Here is a 21,077-nt window from a genome sequence, read left to right on the forward strand (position 1 = left end):
TTATTCCTTTAACTCCGCTACTGTGTCGATAAATAGGTCACCGCGTACTTCGAAGTTAGCATACATATCCCAGCTAGCATTGGCAGGACTGAGGAGAACCACATCTCCTTGAGTCGCAAGCTCATAAGCCTTGCGGGTCGCATCAGCAATATCAGTCGCATCTACATAAGTCACACCAGCCTTCTCTGCTGCCCGTTTGACACGTTCTGCAGACTGACCGAGGATGACCATCTTCTTGAGCCCAGTAATATCTGGCACCAATTCGTCGAACTCATTTCCGCGGTCCAAACCACCTGCAATTAAGATAACCTTACTGTTGTCAAATCCTGACAAGGCTTTTTGAGTAGCCAAGATATTGGTTGACTTGCTATCGTTATAGAATTTGACCCCCTTGATCTCATCCACAAACTGGAGACGGTGTTTGACACCTCCAAAGGCTGAAAGAGTTTCCTTGATGGTTTGGTTGTCTACACCACGGAGCTTGGCTACTGCAATGGTCGCAAGGGCATTTTCTACATTGTGGCTACCTGGAACACCAATTTCACTCGCTGCCATGACCACTTCTCCACGGAAGTAGAGTTGACCATCTTCCAGATAAGCTCCATCAACCTTTTCCTGTGTTGAAAATGGTACAACAGTGGCTTGTGTTTTGCTAGCCAATTCTTTTGCCAAGTCTTGGTTAAAGTTCAAGACAAGGAAATCAGCTGCTGTCATCTTGTTCTGGATATTCCACTTAGCTGCCACATACTCCTCAAAAGAACCATGATAGTCGATATGAGTGGGCATGAGGTTGGTAATAACCGCAATCTCAGGATGGAATTCTTGGACACCCATCAGTTGGAAAGAAGAAAGTTCCATGACGAGCGTGTCCTTGGCTGTCGCAGTTTGAGCCACTTGACTAGCAGGATAGCCAATATTCCCTGATAAGAGACCATGTTGACCAGCAGCAGTTAAAACTTCCCCAATCATCGTCGTTGTGGTTGTTTTCCCATTTGAACCAGTGATACCGATAATTGGCGCTTCTGAGATTAAATAAGCCAATTCCACCTCAGTCAGGACTGGAATCCCCTTTGCCAATGCCTTTTCAATCATGGGATTGCTATAAGGGATACCTGGATTTTTCACCATCAGAGCGAAATCTTCATCCAATAATTCCAAAGGATGCCCACCAGTGACAACCTTGATTCCCTCTTCTAGCAAGCTTTGAGCAGCAGGATTCTCCTCAAAAGGCTTGCCGTCATTTACTGTCACAATAGCACCCAACTTGTCTAACAAACGGGCTGCAGACTCACCAGACTTAGCCAAACCTAAAACAAGTACTTTCTTATTTTTAAATTGATCGATTACTTTCATGTCTCAAACTCCATTTCTACTCCTACTATTTTACCATTTTTATGGAAATAAAAAAGCCACAAAGTGTATTTGTGACTCTTTCTTCTAACTTAATATTCTTTTATCATCTATGAGATAAATCAGTAACTCGAATAACTTGGTCCACTTGTTCCCAAATCAGAGGATTGTGGGTCGCAATAATAATCGTTCGATTCGGATTTTTTAAAGATTCTAGGATAGAAAGTAATTCCTCAGAGTTTTTGGGGTCTAAGGAAGCGGTTGGTTCATCTGCGAGAATCAAAGGTGGATCCTTTAAAATTATCTTCGCTAGTGCAACACGTTGTGCTTCTCCTCCTGATAATTCAAAGATAGGTTGCTTTAAATCTAAATAAGAGAGGCTAACACGGTTTAGAGCTTGTTTCATTAAAGAGATTTTCTCTTTTTCTTTCAACTTATTACCAACTAAACCCAGATTGAGATTCTCTTTGACAGTTTGACTTTCAATTAAGCCAAAATCTTGAAATAAGTATCCTAAGTAATCTCTAAAGAAAACAGAAGGCTTGATGTCCTTAAGAGAAGTGCCATCATAGATAATTTCTCCATTGTCATATGGCTCTAATCGTCCAATCATATTCAAGAGGGTTGTCTTACCACAGCCACTTGTACCGATTAAGGCATAAATTTTCCCACCTTCAAATTGAAGATTAGTATCTGAAAATAGCTGACGGCTTCCAAATTTTTTAGATATATTCTTTAGTTCAATCATCCTATTTTCCTTTCATAATGGTCATAGAAACACGAGATTCTTTCTGTGCTTGACGGTAGAGAGTCAGTATAGCACTAACGAGGAAGATCGATAAAGTTACCAATCCAATCACCACATCCCGACTACGCCAAATAAAGAGACTCGCACCGAATACAAAACTAGCAAATTGACTAATCATATACTGAGCGTGCGTTTCAAAAAATCGCAAACCAGAAATTCGTTTAATCAAAATCTCACGACGGAATTGTTCAAAATAAAGAAGATTCACAGAATAAAAGAGAAGCAAAGAACTCGCGATTCCAATAATAGCTCCTAAAATAAGGGTTAGAGTTTGTGTTTGAACCTCATAGTAACGTGCGAGGTAAACACTTCGTCCCTCCTTGAGGTAGGATACTTGATCATAAATTCCTGCATTTTTCAAGAGTTTAATTCCATCTTCATATCCTTTGACAAAGATATTCTTACCAGTATTGATAGACCAACTAGATAAGGATGTAAAACTATCACCTGTAGAAGTCGGCGTGAATACCACTAAAATCGGATCCGTCAAATACTGAGTGGATACGGGGTTCTCACCGTTATTATAAACAAATCGCTTTTCTCCCATTGAAAGATAACTAACGTGCGCTTTCATCTCATAATCCAAAGGAGCACTTGCCTCCTCACCAGATTTTCCATAATAACTCATGCTTTCTTCAAAGATTTTTTTTAGTTCTGCTTCTTGAGAGCGCAAATGTTCTGGGAGCAAGAGGACAAACTCACCTTTTTGGAGATGGGCTAACTTCTGTTTGGTCTCAGCATCTACCACGACCTTTTCCTTCTCCAAATAACTAGGACTAACATAGAGCGTATTAGCATCTGGACTATAGGTATCCAGTGTCTCTCCCTGTTCATTTTTTCCTTTTGGATTGGCAAAATGGAGCAGATTATCCTTTACATAAAGAGCTTGTTCTTCTTCGATTGCTTCCTTGGCAAAGGCATACCACTTGCTCTGATTTTCTGTATCTTCTACTCTATCACCTAAGCCAAAAGAAATTTGATAATAATCTGCTCGGTCTTCCCAAGCTTGCTTGGATAGTTGGAGTTCCTGTAAACGCTGGTAAGAAGTCAAGCCAGTCTTGACTGCATAACCTACTGTAAAGACAGCAACCAACTGACATAACAAGGTCAAGGTCATCAAGCGTTTGAGGGGCAAACGTCCTTTTAACACAGGAACCAAAGCCTTGTAGCTCAAGCTCATCAAGTAGAGCAGGCTCAGTACTAGCGAAATTCCCAATAAAAAGAGAAGATAAAGCCCCACTCCGATACTAAAGGCTGCTAAAAGAACGGGATAAAAGAGCCCTTGTCCGAGGAGGACAGCACCTCCCACTATAAGGGATAAAACCCCAGCTAAGCAAAGCCACTTGACATCATCGTATAAGGCGCTTCCTATGATGGACAAGAGGGTCTGTCCTGAAAAGAGCTGGATCCCTGCAGCCCGCATCTCCTTAATCCGAGTGATAATCACCATGGCAAAGAAAGCTAATCCAAATATAGCTAAACTAATCAACAACAACGGATTTAAAGCAATCCAAAAAGCTAGACGATACGGAGGAGTTTTGCGGTCTGCAATCGCTTTATAACCTAAATCATCTAATTTTGCAGCTAATTTTTCCTTGGTCAATGAACCAGACAAGAGAAGGTAACTATTGAGAGGATCGCTCCGTTCTCGGCTTTCTTGGCTAGCCGCTTGAAACTCTTTTGGCAAGCCTCCCTGACCATAAGTCGCATAGGTGAAGTTGGTCCTTCCATCCTTACTCGGCTCTACTATCCGTCTGGCAATCAAACTCTGCTCCGAGCTTGCAAACTTCTCCAACTCTCGCTCAAACTCCTCACGAGTCGGCTCTTGTGCCCCATTTTTAACACGTAGCAAGGTAACGGAGTCATAACTAGTATAGAGATACTGAGGGGCACGTAAGATAATAATCCAAATGAAGAAGCAACTGAGAAAAATAGTAGACAAGCAAATAAATAGTTTCTTCATAGTAGACTCCTTATAAAAGAATGATTCCCCTTGTACGAGCTACAAGGGGAACGATTTAAATCAAAGAACGATTACTTATAATCATAGTAAAATGCTACTTTTTCTCCCCATTCGGTCCAGATCCATGCGTAGGAGGTTTTTCCAGCAGGAGCTTCTCCTTTATCAGAATCACTATTCCATCTGCTCACGACGGATGAATAATGGTATTTTTTACCATGGTAGTAATTTGAAAAAGCCCATCCTCCTCCTGAGCCTTCTCCGTATGTCCATACTCCTCCATCTGGATATTGTACAGCAGCTGATACGGCTCCCATTAATGTAAAGCTTGAAATAAGAGCTAGAGCGAGTAATCTATGTTTTTTCGTTTTCATTTTATTTTTCCTTTCGATTCAAGCACACCCAGAGTGACAAGACGATAATTAAAACCTCCTCCTACCCTAATTTTTGAAAACGTTTTCTTTTGTGTTTATGGTATCATTTTTATCATAGTTTGTCAATAAATTTTACAAAAATATTTTAACAATTTTATCTGTCTAAGTCTAAAAAAGAGAGCCGTAGCTCTCTTTCTTTTATCTTCTTTTACCCTTTTTTACTGGCATGAGTGTAATATCTCTCAAGCTAAAGTAGGCAAGGGCAAGCATGGCTATTGTGACAAAGAATTCTGTCGGTAATTGGAATATTTGCAAGATGGACAACATCAGCAAAATCAAGAGAGCAACAACTACAAAGACCAAGATAACGATGTTGACTGTTCCTTTGATACTTTGGGGTGTCGCAAATACATAGAGTAGTAATAAGAGTATCCCTATGATTAAATAGACCATCTTTATCTCTTTCTAGCTCTTATTCAGCTGATTTTTTCTTTTTGTTGGCTTTCTCGCGCTCTGCCTTGTTGAGAATTTGCTTACGCAAACGGATAGACTCAGGCGTTACTTCCATGTACTCATCGTCATTCAAGAACTCAAGAGACTCTTCAAGTGTCAAGATACGAGGTGTCTTGATAACCGCTGTTTGGTCCTTGGTAGCTGAACGAACGTTGGTCATTTGTTTGGCCTTGGTGATATTAACAGTCAAGTCGTTTTCACGAGAGTTTTCACCGATGATCATTCCTTCGTAAACCTCAGTACCTGGGTTGACAAAGATTGTACCACGTTCTTCGATAGACATGATTGAGTATGTTGTAGCCTTACCAGCATCAATAGAAACGAGGGCACCACGGTGACGTCCACCAATTTCTCCTGGAATCAATGGCAAGTATTGGTCAAAGGTATGGTTCATGATACCGTAACCACGAGTCATTGACAAGAACTCAGTTGAGTATCCAATCAAACCACGCGCTGGAACAAGGAAGACCAAACGAGTTTGACCATTACCAGTTGAAATCATATCCAACATTTCACCCTTACGTTCAGAAAGACTTTGGATAACAGAACCTTGGTATTCTTCTGGAGTATCGATTTGCACACGTTCAAATGGCTCACATTTAACGCCATCGATTTCTTTTACAATAACCTCTGGACGAGATACTTGAAGTTCATAACCCTCACGGCGCATGGTTTCAATCAGGATTGACAAGTGCAATTCTCCACGACCTGAAACAGTCCATTTATCTGGTGAATCCGTTGGGTCAACACGAAGGGAAACGTCTGTTTGTAATTCTGCTTGCAAGCGTTCTTCCACCTTACGAGAAGTCACCCATTTACCTTCTTTACCAGCAAATGGTGAGTTGTTGACCAAGAAGGTCATTTGAAGAGTTGGCTCATCGATGTGAAGGATTGGAAGAGGCTCAACTGCATCTGTCGGTGTAATCGTCTCACCAACAAAGATATCTTCCATACCTGAAACGGCAATCAAGTCACCTGCTTTAGCTTCTTGGATTTCACGACGTTCCAAACCAAAGAAACCGAAGAGTTTTGTAACACGGAAGTTCTTCGTTGTACCATCTAGTTTAGAAAGGGTAACTTGGTCCCCAACTTTCACACTACCACGGAAGACACGACCGATACCGATACGACCTACGAAGTCATTGTAGTCCAAAAGTGAGACTTGGAACTGCAAAGGTTCATCTGAGTTGTCCACTGGAGCAGGGATATGGTCGATAATGGTATCAAAGATTGGTGCCATTGTTTTTTCTTGATCAGCTGGATCATCTGACAATGAAGAAGTCCCGTTGATAGCTGAAGCATACACCACTGGGAAATCAAGCTGGTCATCATCTGCACCAAGCTCAATGAAAAGTTCCAAGACTTCGTCCACTACTTCTGCTGGACGAGCTGATGGTTTATCGATTTTGTTGACAACCACGATTGGAACAAGGTCTTGTTCCAAGGCTTTTTTCAATACGAAACGAGTCTGTGGCATTGTTCCTTCGTAGGCATCCACGACCAAGACAACACCGTCAACCATTTTCATGATACGCTCAACTTCTCCACCGAAGTCCGCGTGTCCTGGTGTATCCATGATATTGATACGAGTTCCGTTGTATGCAACGGCTGTATTTTTCGCAAGGATAGTAATTCCACGCTCTTTTTCGATATCGTTTGAGTCCATAGCGCGCTCTGCCAATTCAGTACGTGCATCAAGCGTTTCTGATTGTTTCAATAATTCGTCAACGAGGGTTGTTTTACCGTGGTCAACGTGGGCGATAATCGCAATGTTACGGATATCTTCTCTTAATTTTGTCATGATTTCCTCTAATATTTAAATTTTTATTTCTAACTGAACAATTATACCACAGTCTCATTCAAAAATCACAGTTCAGCTAAGTGTAAATGTTTTCACTCTGCTTTTCTAGTCAAGGCAACTCTTTTCAAAGTCAGAGACTTATGATAAGATAGGCTGGTATGCGTTTAGATAGATTATTAGCCCAAGAAATGGTCAGTCGCAAGGCTATGAAACAGGCTCTGTTAAAAAAAGAAATCCTAGTGGATGATTATCCAGCTCGCTCCCTCGCCCAAAATGTTGATACAGGATTGCAAAAACTAGTCTTTCAAGGACGGCAGATTCAAGGATACGAGCACAACTATCTCATGCTTCATAAGCCAAACGGAGTCGTTACAGCTAGCAAGGATAAGAAACTGCCAACCGTCATGGACCTACTCCCACCTGACATCCAGTCTGACCAGTTCTATGCTGTCGGCAGATTAGACCGCGATACGACGGGACTGCTCCTTTTAACAAACAATGGACCTCTTGGCTTTCAGCTCCTTCATCCCCAGTACCATGTCGATAAATCCTATCAAGTGGTAGTAAACGGACCGCTCACGTCAGACCATATCCAAAAATTCAAAGATGGGATTGTCTTTTTAGATGGGACCACTTGTAAACCTGCTCAGCTTGAAATCCTGTCCGCAAGCCCAACAGAGAGCCGGGCCTCCATCACTATCTCTGAGGGCAAATTTCATCAAGTCAAGAAGATGTTTCTATCAGTTGGTGTCAAGGTGACTGCCCTAAAACGAGTCCAGTTCAGTGACTTTACATTAGACCCAGAACTAGCAGAAGGACAATACCGTTCCTTGAATCCAGAGGAATTGGAAATCATTAAAAACTATTTAGAGATGAGTCGATAAAACAAAAAAGCTTTATATTTAAAGCTTTTTTGTTTTTTGCTTATCTAAAAACTATTGCGATTGCTAGAATCCAGTTAAGAACAGAAACTACAAGTCCTACGATATTGAGAATTTTTTCTGTTTTATAGTCCAGTCCAGATTCTTTTTGGTATGAAAAAGCCAAGACCAATCCTATGATCCCCAAAATCAGACCCACTATTGGCGATAGCAAACCAAGGACGATAGATAAGATACCTAAAATAAGTGAAGGTTTTTTCTTTTGTTGTGAATTCATATTATAAAATCTCCTTAAAATTAATATAAATGATGATACCATAAAATGCAAGCTTTATCACTCATTCGACAGTTTTTAACAGAATCTTAGCTAGTCTTGACCTTCCCGTTCCAAGAATCCAATCCATAAGAAAGGATATAAATCTCAGAGAAACCTTGTTTTTTCAGATAAAGTGCTGCATTGGTCACTCGTTGTCCGCGTTGGTTTTCGTAGAGAAGGACAGGTTTATCCTTACGAAGGGCTGCAAGGCTTGACTTCAACTGATTTGAAGGAATATTGCGAGCTCCAAGGATATGTTTTCTGTGAAATTCTGCTGGTTCACGGACATCAATCAATTGCCCTTTCCGAATCAAGGCTTCAAATTCTGCATTGTCCACAATCTTAGCCGCACGACGAATACGAAGGTAGTTATACCCCATCCATGCCGCCATCGCTAATACGATTCCCCACAAAAACCAAATTGTCATAAGTTCTTATCTCCATTTTTCTCTATGTAGTCTAATTCTATCTTGTGCTCTCTACGAAGAACAGCTTCCGCCTCTAGATAGTCTAGCTTGTCCATCAGACCTGCATCATAGATCCGAGAGAGTTCGAGCTTCATCAGTTCAATATCATACAAACGCTTCCCCACATAGACAATAATGCCAAACTGTTTGAGAAATTGCTGCACATCATAGAATGTTTTCATAGCTTTCATTCTAACAGATTTTAGACTTTTTTTCAATACTGGACCGGCTCTTTCCCCCTATTTTCTTCGTCTTCATTGCCCATTCTTCCGCAAGTATGGTACAATAAAAACATGAGAATTCAACAACTACACTATATTATCAAAATCGTCGAAACTGGCTCTATGAATGAGGCAGCTAAGCAGCTCTTTATCACCCAACCCAGTCTCTCTAATGCTGTTCGAGACTTGGAAAATGAAATGGGTATTGAAATCTTTATCCGCAATCCCAAGGGTATTACCTTGACTCGCGATGGTATGGAGTTTCTCTCCTACGCTCGTCAGGTTGTCGAGCAGACCCAGCTTCTGGAGGAGCGCTATAAAAATCCTATCGCCCACCGCGAACTTTTCAGCGTTTCCTCTCAGCACTATGCCTTTGTAGTCAATGCCTTTGTCTCTCTGCTCAAGAAGAGTGATATGGAAAAATACGAGCTCTTCCTTCGTGAAACTCGGACTTGGGAGATTATCGATGACGTCAAGAACTTCCGTAGCGAGGTCGGTGTCCTCTTTTTAAACAGCTACAACCGTGATGTTTTAACGAAAATGCTGGATGACAATCACCTGCTAGCCCACCACCTCTTTACCGCTCAACCCCATATCTTTGTCAGCAAGACCAACCCTCTAGCTAAAAAAGACAAGGTCAAACTGGCTGATTTGGAAGACTTTCCTTATCTGAGTTATGACCAGGGGACGCACAACTCCTTCTACTTTTCAGAGGAGATTCTTTCACAAGAGCACCACAAGAAATCCATCGTAGTCAGTGACCGTGCCACCCTCTTTAATCTTTTGATTGGTTTGGATGGTTACACCATTGCAACAGGGATATTGAACAGCAACCTCAACGGAGACAATATCGTTTCCATTCCACTGGACATTGACGACCCGATTGAACTAGTCTATATCCAACATGAAAAAACCAGCCTGTCTAAGATGGGCGAACGCTTTATCGAATACTTACTAGAAGAAGTTCAATTCGATAATTAATAGAAAAATGAAAAAGGGAAAAAGAAAAAGTTAGGAAATAAAAAGTGAAAAAGATACTACTGACCAGTGCTTTAATCCTTTCAATCGCAGGATTAGCACCCGCATCCGTCTTAGGAGAAGAAAACACAACTCAATCCACATCTGCTGTCAAGGAAGCAATTGCCAAAGAAGAAAAGAAAGAGTCGAGTGTTGAGGAAAACTCTAAATCAGAAGTTCTTCCTAAAGTAGATGTGCAAGAAGACAAGCCCAAAAAAGAAGGATGGTACCAAGAAAATCATCACTGGCGCTTTTACCAAGATGATAAACCTGCTTTGAACTGGAAACAAATCCAAGGCAAATGGTACTACTTCGATCAAGATGGTAATCGTCTTCATTCTACTGTCTACAAAGGTTATGCCTTTGACCAAGATGGTGTCATGACAGAAAATAGCTGGACCAAACTGGACAATCAATGGTATTATGCTGATTCCTCTGGACGACTTGCTCAGAACACCTGGAAAAAAATCAATGGTTCTTGGTATTATTTTGACCAAACTGGAAGCATGCTCAGCAACACTGCCGTTGACGGCTATCTGCTCACAAAAAGCGGGGCTATGGCGGAAAAGGGCTGGACAAAATTAGATCAAATTTGGTACTATGTCGCTCCTTCTGGAAAGATCTCGCAGGATAAATGGGAGAAAATCAACGGTTCTTGGTATTACTTTGACAAAGACGGTGGAATGCTGAGTGCGACAACCTTCAAGGGCTACCTCTTCAACCAGAGCGGAGCTATGGCAGAAAACAACTGGGTCAAAATCAAGGATACTTGGTTCTATGCGAACGGGTCAGGGAGATATGTCCAAGAAAACTGGCAAAAGATTCAAGGTTCCTGGTACTCATTTGACCAGAATGGTGGGATGCTAGCAGACAAATGGAAAGAAAGCTACTACCTTAAAACCAGTGGAGCCATGGCGGAGAATGAGTGGATCTTCGATAAAGCCTACAAGAGCTGGTTCTATCTAAAAGCGGATGGTCGTTATGCAAATCAGGAGTGGATTGGAGCATACTACCTCAAGTCAGGTGGTTACATGGCAAAGAGCGAATGGATTTACGATAACTCTGACAAAGCACGCTACTACCTAGATGATAATGGACATTATGTTTCAGGAACTTACAAGATAGACGGTAAGGAACACCTGTTCCAAAAATACGGCCAATGGATTTCTGAAGTTTCAACTGAAGGTGGATTTGTAAAAGGCCAATACAGCAATACCATTTTCCTAGATCCTGGGCATGGTGGTCGAGATTCAGGTGCCTTTTACTACAATGTAGCTGAAAAAGATCTCAACATGCAGATTTACCGTAAGCTTCGTAGTAAGTTGGAAGAACTAGGTTACAAGGTCCTCACTTCTCGTGATAGTGATATTGACGTTGATTTTGTTACCGAACGTTCTCGTATGGTTAATAAAACCAACTCGGATATTTTTATCAGTATTCACTTCAACGCTACTGGTAATACCTACTCAAAAGCGAGCGGTATTCAAACCTACTCCTATAGCGATGAACCTGATTATCCAAGTAAGATTAATAAATACTGGCACAATCACCCAGATCGTATGAGTGAAAGCAAACGCCTCGCCACTGCCATCCACTCCTCTCTCCTAGCAGAAACAGGGGCCAAAGACGCTGGTCTGTTGGAGAGCAGCTATGCCGTACTACGCGAAACAGCCAAACCAGCCGTTCTCCTAGAACTTGGTTATATGGATAATTTCTCCGAAAACCAACAAATTAGAGATAGCCACTACCAAGATAAACTGGTCGCAGGCATCGTAAAAGGGATTCAAAAATATTACGCTGGTCCGTAAAAAAAGTCTCGAGAAATCTCGAGACTTTTTTATTTATCTTCTTTTTTATCCTTATCAGGAAAGAGATAGCCAAGTCCTACACAAGCTAGCACACCGGCACCAATCACCAAACCACTTGAAATGGGTAAGAGATCAAAAATAGCATTTGCAATGATAAAGGCGATGATCAAGCACATCAAGCTAGCCTTGTAGTCTTTTTTCAAAAAGTTTTCTAGCGTGAAATAAAGGAACAATCCTACCGGAATGAGTGACCAGAGGTTGACATCCAAACTTGGCCAGCCAACAGATCCGAAATACAATACTAGCGCTGCTGCTACTAAAAATACAAGTCCCAATACTTTTTTCATTTTTATGTCTCCATTTTCTTTTTAATTGACTTGAGTTGTCTGATACTGACCCCTCACGCCCCTTACATGAACCATTATAGCAGAGGAATTTTTCAAGAACAAGCCCTTTTGCCTATCTGGTCAATATCTTTGTCTATGTGGTTGAATAGTCGTGATAAAAGAAAAGAAGACCTAATGGACTTCTTGATTTTGCTGATTGTAACAGTATTTTTGAACGAATACCATCTAGTTTTTCTTTTCCTTTGACTCTAGAGAAGATTTGATTGATTCACGGTCTGCTTGTAGTTGAGCTAAGTTCTTTTCTGCTTCCTCAAGTTTACTGGTATCTGGTTTCACACGATAATAAACATTTTCTGGTTTCATTAACATAGACCCATAATCTTGTCCTGAAAGTAGTCTTTCCTCAGCATGATTGCTTTTATCCGTAATCTTTCCGTCATCAGCAGGTTGCATAACAACTCCACTTGGCACAGCTACTACTACGAATCCTCCAGCAATAGAATCTTTTACCCATGCACTGATAGACGCTGTCTCAGGGTTACGACTATCTTGTCCTTTTGATACCTTTAATCCAACTACAGATTCGTACTTTTGATCATTTGTAAACCAAGTCGCACGTACTTCTCCAGAATCATTAATAATGTATTCATTACCAGATTGACTACGCCAAGTACCTTCTAAACTAGACAAATCATTGTTCTTGATTGCTTCAATATCTAGTTTTGGAACGGTAGTTTCTTTCTTCAACTTGCTAACAAGTGCTTCTGCTTCCGTAATTTTGGTATCTAAAGCAGTCAGTTGATCCTTGAGTTTTTGAATTTCCTCTTGTTTGTCCTTATCAGTCTCATCCGTTTTTCCTTGACTTGTAGACGCTTGACTTGTTGTCACTGTTGTTGAAACTGCAGACGATGCTTGATTTGGCTCTTTCTTTCCAATCAGAAGATATGAGAAAATACTTACCAAGATGAGAGTGACTAAAACAGAGAGTGCTATGCCAATATAGATTTTTATATTTTTATTCGGAGCCGACTTTGATTCAGACCGCTTAGGTCCATTGATCTCTTCAAATTGTTTTTCCCGTTCTTTCTTATTCATAATTTTCTCCTTTTTGATTGATATTCAGCCAAGCTTACGATACTTCATTCGTTACTATCCATGAACTTTTATGACTTTTAAAAAAATCCAAGCAAAAATTTCTAGAATAATTAACTATCAAAACATCTCTAGATTGGTATCAAAACAAGTATTTATTACAATACATTATACCACAAAATATAAACAACCGTTTGTATTTATATTTTTATAAGCCAAAGAAATGGATTTTAAACAGAACCCATCTCCATTAGAAAAAGCCTGTCCTGAGACAAGGCTTTTACATATATCTCTTTAAAATCTCCCATTTTCATAGAAATCTAAATAATATATTTATAAATCAATATTTTCACAAAACTATGTCATCACCTCACTATCTAATCTCAGTACTTAAAGCATTTTTTCTATAGCTTTTGTCTTAATCTTTATTTTTTCTCTTCAATCCAAGAAAAGCTCCTACTATAAACATGATTCCGGCAGCTAATAGTGTCTGGGCTCCGCTTGCTGTTCCGGTTTTTGGCAACTGATTAGGATTGTTACTAGTTGATTTACTATTGATGTTAGTATTTTTATTAGTTAAGTTCCCTTGTTCATTTAGATAAACGTTCTTGTCAATTTCAAAGTTTTTATCATTTTCATCAGAAACAATACTGTTGACATCATTAGTTGAATCAGATTGTGTTTTTTCTTTCTTTTTCGATACATCAAAAGTAGGTTTATTTTCCTCCTCCTTTTTCTCCTCTATTTTCTTGAATACAGGTTTTATAAAGGTATCTTTTGATAGATTAAGAACATAGCCGGCGTCTTTTTTCCCTTCGAAACCAGAAATTTCCCAACCATCAAATTGGTATCCTTTTTCTAATTCACCCTTATAGACAGGTAACATAAAATCTTCTTCCGACACTATCGTTGAACTCATTTCTTTTCCATTTTGAATGGTTACAGTTACCCTATGAGGTTTTAGTTCACTTACCTCTCCCGTATCTTTGTTTAAAATGAATTCTTTTACGGTTGTATTTCTTGCGAAATCTTTTACAACAATCTTAATGTTTAGTGTCTTATCTGTTAGTTGTTTAATATCATCAAATGATTTGTATTCTTTTCCATTTACATAAATATGTTGTTCTTGAATCTCACCATCGAATCCATTATTTCTTTTATCATTGATGTTAAAGACTACAGATTTTCCGTTAGCATATTCGATACTTGTATTTCCCTTAGGATCAATGTTTACTTCTGGTTTTACATTATCATATAAAAATTGATAGTGTACTCCAACCGCTTTCGCATTCAAATCGCTATAGCCAGTTTGAAGATAAACATTTCCATCCATATCTGTTACCTTATCTGGAAATCCGTTTGCTTTATAGTCTTTCATTCCCCAGTCCATGATGTCACCGTCTTTAACATTAAGCTTAATGTTAAAATCTCTAGTGTTATCAATGTGTAAATCTCCATAGATTAAATAATTATCTACAACAGATTCATTAACTCTCAACTCCCAGTTAAAACCACCCTTATCAGAAATCTTACCTCTTAAATAAAATTCTGGATTTCGTACATAAATTTTATTAGATTTAGATGGATTAAAGTAGTTCTTGTCCATTGAGAGGTTTACTGGTTTTGCATCAATAAATAACGTAGAGCCATCTTCTTTAATAGCTTCTACATTGGACTTATCCTCTCCTGTGTACTCTTTACCATCTTTACCAAATAATACCAGTTTAGAAGGATCTGTTACAAGATTGCCATCTTTATCGATTGCCTCCCCTTTATCATTCATTTTAAATGTAAACACTTGATATCTTACAATGTTAAAGCCGTCCAAAGCCGACATTAATACTGATTGAGTACTTCTTCCATCTTCAACATTTCTACTATCAGCATAAATTGTTGTTTCTGATAAGACTCTTAGATTAGGATTGGCCTTTTGGATTTTTGCTATATCTTCCTGGCTATAAACTCCATTCCCTTCTAACATATCCGTTTTTCCAGGATTATAGGTAGTCACTTTTAGTGCATAGCCTTTTCTCAGAATGATATTATCCTTTAACAGATATTGTTGTTTTTCTGAATCAGCATAGATTTTACCAGATTCCATGTCCGTTAAATTGTTTGGTTTGTTTTTTGAGAGATCTCCTTCTCCTAATTCTATTACATTCCCATAACTTGATGCATACGGATATTCTGCTTTAGTTTCCTTATTTTTTTCAGGCATTCTAATTTTAGTTTCAGCTTTTATCTGACCATCATCTTTGACAAAAAACCTCATATCTCCTGCAAAAGCTAATCCATCCACAATATCATTAATATTAGCGTATAAATCAAATGTCATCGTTTTTGAGTGGGAATCATACTTGGTCGTTTTGATTTCTATCGATTTATAATTATTGCCATAATATACCTTGGCATTTTTAGAAACATTACTGATCTTTCCAAGAATTTCAAAGTGTCCATCTTTAGACGGGTTTAGAATGCCATAAATTTTTGATTTGATTTCATCAAGTTTTTCAGTTTCATATTCTAAGGCACTACCATCGTCATAAGCAATGATATTTCCCTTATCATCGTATTTATAATCGTATTCCTCTATTCTCTTACCAGTTTCACTTGTAAAGTCATCAACTTCTCTGAATTTCTTTTTAATGAGTTTCTTTAAGTCTTTACTTTCAAAATCTCTAATTGTTGAAATAGTTTTATGAATAGTCAAGCTAGATTTTTCTTCGGTAGCCTCTTCATTTTCTTGATGATGTTCTACTTCCGTTGTATCTTTTTTAAGACTATCCTCTTTTCTATTTTCTAAATTTTTAAATTTAGATTCGGGAATCTCGCCAAGCTTTTGGTATTTAGATGAATCTTGATCAGGATCTACTAGATAATAGGAAATCATCCCCTTTTCATCAGCATGATCAGCAAATTTAATTCTATGAATCTTTGTGAAATTGCTAGAACCGTCTAATGCAATCACTTCAATGATTTTGCCTCTTAAATCTCCTGCACCTTTAATTTCATAAATGGTATTTCCGTCTTTGTCAAGTTTCCTATTTCTTCCTTGACCCTCACCTGCATAAGTGACTTCAAGATTTTTCTCAACCTCTCCATCTTCATTAACAAGAGCGGCCCCAGCATACCAAACTTCGTTGGCAATCTCGTCAAATTTTTCAGGATGTTCTTTTTGATCTCTCGCAAATAACGTTTCATTCTTGTATTGCTCTTTGACCTTGTGATAAGTATCCTTTGTAATTAACTTAATTTTTTCAGGGTTTGAAAAATCAATTGAAACAATCTTTGGAGGTGTGTTATCAATTTTTACAGGAATATAGGAAACCTGCCATGGGTAATCCTTGGTTAATCTATATTTAAATTTATAGAAATATTGGCCTTCCGCAATCGGTTCAAATTGTCCTCGTATCTTAGTAGCAGGATCTTTTTTGTCATTACTTTCTGGGGCATTTTCTTCTCTACCTCTAGGGTTATAAATGAGTCCATCCCATTTCAAGTCACCCCAAACTTTTAGTTTAGATGATTTGATTCCTTTTGCATCATTTCTTTTAGAGTTTAAAATTCCTTTAATAAAGTGTTCTCTCGAAATGACTTTTAAGTCTTTTTGATTTTCTCCTTCTTTATTTGTATTTACTATTGAAATCACCCCTTCTTCTGCACTTCTTAATACAAGTGGAGAAGGCGTTAATCCTCTCTCAAGTTGAGCATCTTGAGGATTTCCATTTGAATCTAAAGGATAGATTTTAGCAATATTAGAGCCACTTGATGAAGGTGCGTTGATTCCTTCGTTATTGAAAGCAAATAATTCTGGATTTTGATCTAGGGATGTTGTATTTTTATCTTTTCTATTTTGGATAACTCCTGCTGGATTAAATTTATCTATACCATGTTCTCCACCAATCCCCTTATTTAAGGTACCTGGAATTTTTGGTTTACCATCATCATCATAACCTTCCATTGCTTTTGATTTTGATCCTTCTTCCCAGGCCCATTTATCAAGGATTGGTTCGTGGTTCCAATTCCCAGCAAATCCCATTAGAGGCATCGACAAAGAAGGTTGGAAGTTTCTTTTCTTACCGTTGGAGTTTAGAGCTTCCATTTCTTCCACTGACTCAAAATGAATAAATGATTCTACAAATTTATTTTTGTTTTTAGCTTCTCCAACATTTATAACCGCATTTAAATCAAAGCTGGAATTTGGACCTATAGTGAAAGTATCATGCTCAAATGTGATATTTGCTCCTTTGACTTTTTCTGGGTGAATTTCTGGAACAATTTGCTTCCCGTCCGGAGATTTTTCATCTTTATATGTTTCATCGAGTTTTAGCCTATCAGTTAGAGCATCTGTAGTTACAGTTGATGCAGAAACTTTAAAGGTTAAAGGTCTGTTTGAGGTATTGTGAAGCTTAATTGTAAAGTATTTTTTATCACCTTTTATTTCTTTAAGAGAAATGGAACCATATGAATTTACCAAACCTTTAGAATCTGTATTTTTGAAAGTTGCTACAACTTCATTTCTCAAAGCGTTGGCAACATTAATTAGCCCCGCTCCCTGCTGTCTAGGTGATGCAAAGTATTGACTCTTTTCTTTCCAAGAGGTTGCATCCATCATAGGTCTTGCAGTATTTTGTAGAGCTATTTTTGTAAGACTTGTAAGGTCTATTTTGTCATCTCCCTTAAGATTTTTCAAGACAGGTCTTTCAAGCAATTCCTTTAATTTTGGTCGAATCAAAACAGTAGAAGCTGCTACGATTGGAGTTGCCATACTAGTTCCTGACATATAACCATAAGTGGATTTACCATTGATAACATTTAGAGTGGATTTAATATTTTTACCAGGTGCTGAAACATCCGGTTTTAAAAGCAAGTCTGTTCTTGGCCCCCAAGATGTAGACCCTGCTGGGACTATAATATCTTCTTTATAAAGTTCTTTGTCTGTGTCAGCTGCAAATTTAAAGTCAATTTCTTTTTCATCACCTACATTCGGTTTATTAGAATTATAGCTTTCCATATCAATTGGATAGTATTGTTCTAAGTTATCTTTAAAATCTTCCTTATTATTTCTTTTGACTTCCGTTTTTTTATCAGGGTTAATCATGTTCCATAATTTTACACCATCATCTCCTGAAATTGAAAATACTTGACTAGTAGTCCCTTCATCCGCTTCATATCCCATAGCTGGAAGGTCTGTCCAATTATCTCTATTGTAGTAATTTACAGTATTTACAACCATAATGGCACGTGCGCCTTTAGCCGTTGCTCTTTTAAAAGCATCTTTTAAATCCTTGGTATAAATTCTATCCATTACTGCAATTTTGCCCTTAAGATCCAAGCCTATCAAATCTTTGTCTTGACCTTTGCCTATATATACAAATTTTAATTTATTTGGAGTTTTTGACCCATCCTCATTTGTTAGGATTTTATTTTTATCGAAAAAAGCTCCTATATTTCTGTATTTAAAACTTTGTCCTCCAATGTTAACCTTATCAAACTCAATGGTTTGATTTTTAGCAGAAGCGACCGCTATCGCATCTTCATGTGCGGCAGTTCGTGTTACATTTCCAGTATCTGTCATTTTCAGATTATTATTGGCTACTAAATCCCAAGAAGAACTTGAAGCAGAAGTCGCAAAATTACCTGTAGCAACAACCATTGGGATTCCAGCTTTTCTTAATGCTCTAATAGCCTCCCAATATTTCTCGCCTACAAGACCTGTTCCCGTAAAGCCAGATGATACCGAAACAACATCGACATTGTGTTTGATCGAATCTTCAATAGCATGAAACATTGTTTCATCACCCGCGAACCCAGATCCTGCGTCAGAGTACATTTTATAAGAGAAAATTTGTGCATTAGGCGCAATTCCATCTATGCCATTAAAGTTCTTGATATCTTTTTCAGTATCATTTCCAGCAAGAATCCCTGCAATATGCATCCCATGTGGGTCAAAATAATCCCTACCATCATCATATTTTTCTACAGTGATTTTACCACCATTATAATAATTGAACGCATGAGGGATTTTATCACTCAACCAATAATTTTTATCAGTGCCTTTTAAATCTTCTTTTTTAAATTTCATTGAGTCTTTGGCATCATCATCGATCCTCATAGCCTTATGCCTATAATCTGTTCCAGTATCGATATTTGAAATGACCATACCTCTACCATCAAAATTTTTCCCAAATGGAGCATTAATAGACTTTAGGTAATCAATAGCTTCCTCAACTCCAATTTCCTTTCTGGCATGATTCATCATTGGTTGGACTTTTTGTGATCGTTCAACCGACGAAACACCTTCCATTTGTTTAATTTTGTCCAAATTATCTGGAGTTGTTTCAATGGCAGCGCCATTAAAAATCGTATTATAGGTATATAAAACTTTTGTATCCTCAAGATTGGATAGTTCCTTAATTACTTTTTCTCCAGATTCTTTATCTTTAAATTCAGCAATATAGACAAGTTTATCTTCTTTTTTAGGATTTTCTGTATCTTTATTTACAAATGAGTTCGCATCATCTCCTTTGGATTGATTGGAGTCTTCTTTGATACTTGCTCCTTCGTTACTAGTTTTTTTGTCTATCTTAGGCTTTCTACTAACAACTTCTTTTTCCTCAATAACTGTTGTCTTCTTCTCCTCAGTATCCTTTGAAGTTTCTATAACATTATGAAGTTCTTCAGATTGTTCATTTTTTTCTGTTTCTTTATCTGCTACTACTTTTTCTTTACCAGAAATTTTTAAAGCATCTTCAGAACTAGGTGCATCTGCTACTACTTTTTCTTTATCAGAAATTCTTAAAGCATCTTCAGAACTAGGTGCATCTGCTAAAATTACCTCATTGGGGGCATATGCTGCTAAAATAACTGCAGCAGTAGTTAATGACAATACCGTACTTTTTTTCATTATAATTCCTTCATTTTTTATTTTAAACCCAATAGATAGAAAACTTTAACCTTGCTAGCCTTTGTTATAAAAAGTTTTATGACGTATTATCTAGTGGGATAGAGTAGTACATTTATATATAATTGTTAGCTCTCTGAAAAATAGTATATCAATTAAAAAATTTTAAGTCAAGAAAAATTAACACGCATTAATTTTTTTTTTAATGTACATTAAAAAATATAAACCCAAAACTTTCGTAGTTAACTGGGATACATTATCAGCACATTCACACCATCAAAAATAGTAGCAATTAACTGGAATAACTACCAAAATCGCAAAAAGGGGTATGGATAGAATTTATGCCTTAATAAACATGCAAAAACAACCGCTATAATTTTCAACGGTTGTTTGTAACATATTTAATTTTTAACTCTCATCCTATCTTATCTCTTACGAACCCGCACTTTCGTAGGCATCCAAGCCCCTATCCCAGAGTTTTAAAGAAATAACAAAGAAAACAAGGGAAATCAACATCAACCCACCAATGTTAAAGAGCCCGTCTTTGTCCTGCAAGAAATAGCTGGCAGGATAGTAGGCCGTAAAGGCGAAAGGCACGATAAAGCTAATCAACCAACGAAGAAGCGAATTATAAATGGAAATCGGATACTTGGCAAAGTCATTAAACATATAAAAAATGTAAATCATGGCGCCTGACTGCTTGGTCCAAAAAGCGATACTGGCAGTCGCGATTTTCAAGGAAGTATAGATTAAGGTCGCAAAAGGAATGCAGACTAGAAAAATCAGGAATTTTGGAAGAGTCCAAGCAATGCTTGATACTGTTGTCGCTAGTAAAATTCCACCGACCAATAGTTCGCCCAAGGCATCAATCTGAAAGGTCTCAACCAAGATGTGAAAGAGAGGATTGATAGGACGCGTCAGGTACTTGTCAAACTCTCCTTTTCGCACCAAACGTTGCCCCAGAGCCCAGAGATTGTCAAAAAAGAGATGATCTAGTCCCTTGGGAATTAAGGAAAATCCATAGATAAAGGCGATTTCTTGAAAAGTCCAGCCTTCTAAGGAAGGAATGTGTTGAAAGAGCACATTGAGAAACAAGAGGTTCAGGCCTTGAGTCAGAAAAACTCCTAACACGCCCACCACAAAATCGACCTTGTATTCCATGATTTGCTTGATGTATTGTCTGATAAAAATCAAATGCATGCGTTGATATTTTTTCAT

The 21,077-nt window shown here is 38.1% G+C and carries 16 protein-coding genes; 3 read left to right on the forward strand and 13 right to left on the reverse strand.

The genetic code is table 11. The features are described from left to right. From murD to typA, 6 genes are all read right to left on the reverse strand, one after another. A complete protein-coding gene (gene murD, locus O3655_RS03270; protein ID WP_371607375.1) occupies window positions 1-1,353 on the reverse strand; it encodes a UDP-N-acetylmuramoyl-L-alanine--D-glutamate ligase in 1,353 nt (450 codons plus the stop codon). A gap of 103 nt (window positions 1,354-1,456) precedes the next feature. Then, window positions 1,457-2,098 carry an ABC transporter ATP-binding protein gene (locus tag O3655_RS03275; RefSeq protein ID WP_308697263.1) on the reverse strand — a complete coding sequence of 214 codons (642 nt, stop codon included), beginning with the start codon at window positions 2,096-2,098 and terminating at the stop codon, window positions 1,457-1,459. Between the two features lies 1 nt (window position 2,099). Further along, window positions 2,100-4,121 carry a bacteriocin-associated integral membrane family protein gene (locus O3655_RS03280; protein WP_308697262.1) on the reverse strand — a complete coding sequence of 674 codons (2,022 nt, stop codon included), beginning with the start codon at window positions 4,119-4,121 and terminating at the stop codon, window positions 2,100-2,102. A gap of 71 nt (window positions 4,122-4,192) precedes the next feature. After that, window positions 4,193-4,492 (reverse strand): lactococcin 972 family bacteriocin, encoded by a 300-nt coding sequence (locus O3655_RS03285; RefSeq protein ID WP_125854025.1) that lies wholly within the window; start codon window positions 4,490-4,492, stop codon window positions 4,193-4,195. A gap of 198 nt (window positions 4,493-4,690) precedes the next feature. Then, a complete protein-coding gene (locus tag O3655_RS03290; RefSeq protein ID WP_000262659.1) occupies window positions 4,691-4,945 on the reverse strand; it encodes a DUF3165 family protein in 255 nt (84 codons plus the stop codon). Between the two features lie 19 nt (window positions 4,946-4,964). Then, window positions 4,965-6,806 (reverse strand): translational GTPase TypA, encoded by a 1,842-nt coding sequence (typA, locus tag O3655_RS03295; protein ID WP_000164119.1) that lies wholly within the window; start codon window positions 6,804-6,806, stop codon window positions 4,965-4,967. A 158-nt stretch (window positions 6,807-6,964) separates the two neighbouring features. Here typA and O3655_RS03300 point away from each other — a divergent pair, with 158 nt between their 5' ends. Continuing rightward, window positions 6,965-7,690 (forward strand): 16S rRNA pseudouridine(516) synthase, encoded by a 726-nt coding sequence (locus O3655_RS03300; RefSeq protein WP_371641168.1) that lies wholly within the window; start codon window positions 6,965-6,967, stop codon window positions 7,688-7,690. Between the two features lie 40 nt (window positions 7,691-7,730). Here O3655_RS03300 and O3655_RS03305 read toward each other — a convergent pair whose 3' ends face one another. The 3 genes from O3655_RS03305 to O3655_RS03315 all read right to left on the reverse strand — a co-directional run bounded on the left by O3655_RS03305 (window position 7,731) and on the right by O3655_RS03315 (window position 8,661). Then, complete coding sequence (locus tag O3655_RS03305) at window positions 7,731-7,964, reverse strand: hypothetical protein (protein ID WP_001088138.1); 234 nt, start codon at window positions 7,962-7,964, stop codon at window positions 7,731-7,733. 86 nt (window positions 7,965-8,050) lie between these two features. Beyond that, on the reverse strand, window positions 8,051-8,431 hold the full coding sequence (locus O3655_RS03310) for a rhodanese-like domain-containing protein (protein WP_227231951.1): 381 nt from the start codon (window positions 8,429-8,431) through the stop codon (window positions 8,051-8,053). After that, window positions 8,428-8,661: a YqgQ family protein gene (locus O3655_RS03315; protein ID WP_002874361.1), complete on the reverse strand. Its 234-nt coding sequence runs from the start codon at window positions 8,659-8,661 to the stop codon at window positions 8,428-8,430. Before O3655_RS03315 ends, O3655_RS03310 begins: the two co-directional genes overlap by 4 nt. 102 nt (window positions 8,662-8,763) lie before the next feature. Here O3655_RS03315 and O3655_RS03320 point away from each other — a divergent pair, with 102 nt between their 5' ends. Both O3655_RS03320 and O3655_RS03325 read left to right on the forward strand, forming a co-directional pair. After that, window positions 8,764-9,672 carry a LysR family transcriptional regulator gene (locus tag O3655_RS03320; RefSeq protein WP_001222578.1) on the forward strand — a complete coding sequence of 303 codons (909 nt, stop codon included), beginning with the start codon at window positions 8,764-8,766 and terminating at the stop codon, window positions 9,670-9,672. A 44-nt stretch (window positions 9,673-9,716) separates the two neighbouring features. Further along, the gene (locus tag O3655_RS03325; protein WP_000722523.1) at window positions 9,717-11,516 is read left to right on the forward strand and encodes an N-acetylmuramoyl-L-alanine amidase; all 1,800 of its coding nucleotides are present in this window, start codon (window positions 9,717-9,719) and stop codon (window positions 11,514-11,516) included. Window positions 11,517-11,545: 29 nt separating this feature from the next. On the opposite strand, the gene O3655_RS03330 is transcribed toward O3655_RS03325, so the two are convergent. The 4 genes from O3655_RS03330 to O3655_RS03345 all read right to left on the reverse strand — a co-directional run bounded on the left by O3655_RS03330 (window position 11,546) and on the right by O3655_RS03345 (window position 21,077). Beyond that, window positions 11,546-11,863, reverse strand: coding sequence for a hypothetical protein (locus tag O3655_RS03330; protein WP_044021123.1), 318 nt, complete (start codon window positions 11,861-11,863; stop codon window positions 11,546-11,548). A gap of 225 nt (window positions 11,864-12,088) precedes the next feature. Then, on the reverse strand, window positions 12,089-12,958 hold the full coding sequence (locus O3655_RS03335; protein WP_084877864.1) for a DUF6287 domain-containing protein: 870 nt from the start codon (window positions 12,956-12,958) through the stop codon (window positions 12,089-12,091). Between the two features lie 415 nt (window positions 12,959-13,373). Next, entirely contained in the window at window positions 13,374-19,862 is a 6,489-nt protein-coding gene (locus O3655_RS03340) for a S8 family serine peptidase (protein ID WP_308697260.1), read from the reverse strand. Between the two features lie 429 nt (window positions 19,863-20,291). Beyond that, window positions 20,292-21,077, reverse strand: a complete 786-nt coding sequence (locus tag O3655_RS03345; protein WP_049520929.1) for an ABC transporter permease — start codon at window positions 21,075-21,077, stop codon at window positions 20,292-20,294.

Source organism: Streptococcus sp. 27098_8_70, from assembly GCF_041432215.1.
GTDB lineage: Bacteria > Bacillota > Bacilli > Lactobacillales > Streptococcaceae > Streptococcus > Streptococcus oralis_CP.

Bases quoted from the DNA above. Each gene is read 5' to 3' on its own strand.
- murD (WP_371607375.1), bottom strand. From the start codon at position 1,353: ATGAAAGTAATCGATCAATTTAAAAATAAGAAAGTACTTGTTTTAGGT.
- O3655_RS03275 (WP_308697263.1), bottom strand. From the start codon at position 2,098: ATGATTGAACTAAAGAATATATCTAAAAAATTTGGAAGCCGTCAGCTA.
- O3655_RS03280 (WP_308697262.1), bottom strand. From the start codon at position 4,121: ATGAAGAAACTATTTATTTGCTTGTCTACTATTTTTCTCAGTTGCTTC.
- O3655_RS03285 (WP_125854025.1), bottom strand. From the start codon at position 4,492: ATGAAAACGAAAAAACATAGATTACTCGCTCTAGCTCTTATTTCAAGC.
- O3655_RS03290 (WP_000262659.1), bottom strand. From the start codon at position 4,945: ATGGTCTATTTAATCATAGGGATACTCTTATTACTACTCTATGTATTT.
- typA (WP_000164119.1), bottom strand. From the start codon at position 6,806: ATGACAAAATTAAGAGAAGATATCCGTAACATTGCGATTATCGCCCAC.
- O3655_RS03300 (WP_371641168.1), top strand. From the start codon at position 6,965: ATGCGTTTAGATAGATTATTAGCCCAAGAAATGGTCAGTCGCAAGGCT.
- O3655_RS03305 (WP_001088138.1), bottom strand. From the start codon at position 7,964: ATGAATTCACAACAAAAGAAAAAACCTTCACTTATTTTAGGTATCTTA.
- O3655_RS03310 (WP_227231951.1), bottom strand. From the start codon at position 8,431: ATGACAATTTGGTTTTTGTGGGGAATCGTATTAGCGATGGCGGCATGG.
- O3655_RS03315 (WP_002874361.1), bottom strand. From the start codon at position 8,661: ATGAAAGCTATGAAAACATTCTATGATGTGCAGCAATTTCTCAAACAG.
- O3655_RS03320 (WP_001222578.1), top strand. From the start codon at position 8,764: ATGAGAATTCAACAACTACACTATATTATCAAAATCGTCGAAACTGGC.
- O3655_RS03330 (WP_044021123.1), bottom strand. From the start codon at position 11,863: ATGAAAAAAGTATTGGGACTTGTATTTTTAGTAGCAGCAGCGCTAGTA.
- O3655_RS03335 (WP_084877864.1), bottom strand. From the start codon at position 12,958: ATGAATAAGAAAGAACGGGAAAAACAATTTGAAGAGATCAATGGACCT.
- O3655_RS03340 (WP_308697260.1), bottom strand. From the start codon at position 19,862: ATGAAAAAAAGTACGGTATTGTCATTAACTACTGCTGCAGTTATTTTA.
- O3655_RS03345 (WP_049520929.1), bottom strand. From the start codon at position 21,077: ATGAAAAAATATCAACGCATGCATTTGATTTTTATCAGACAATACATC.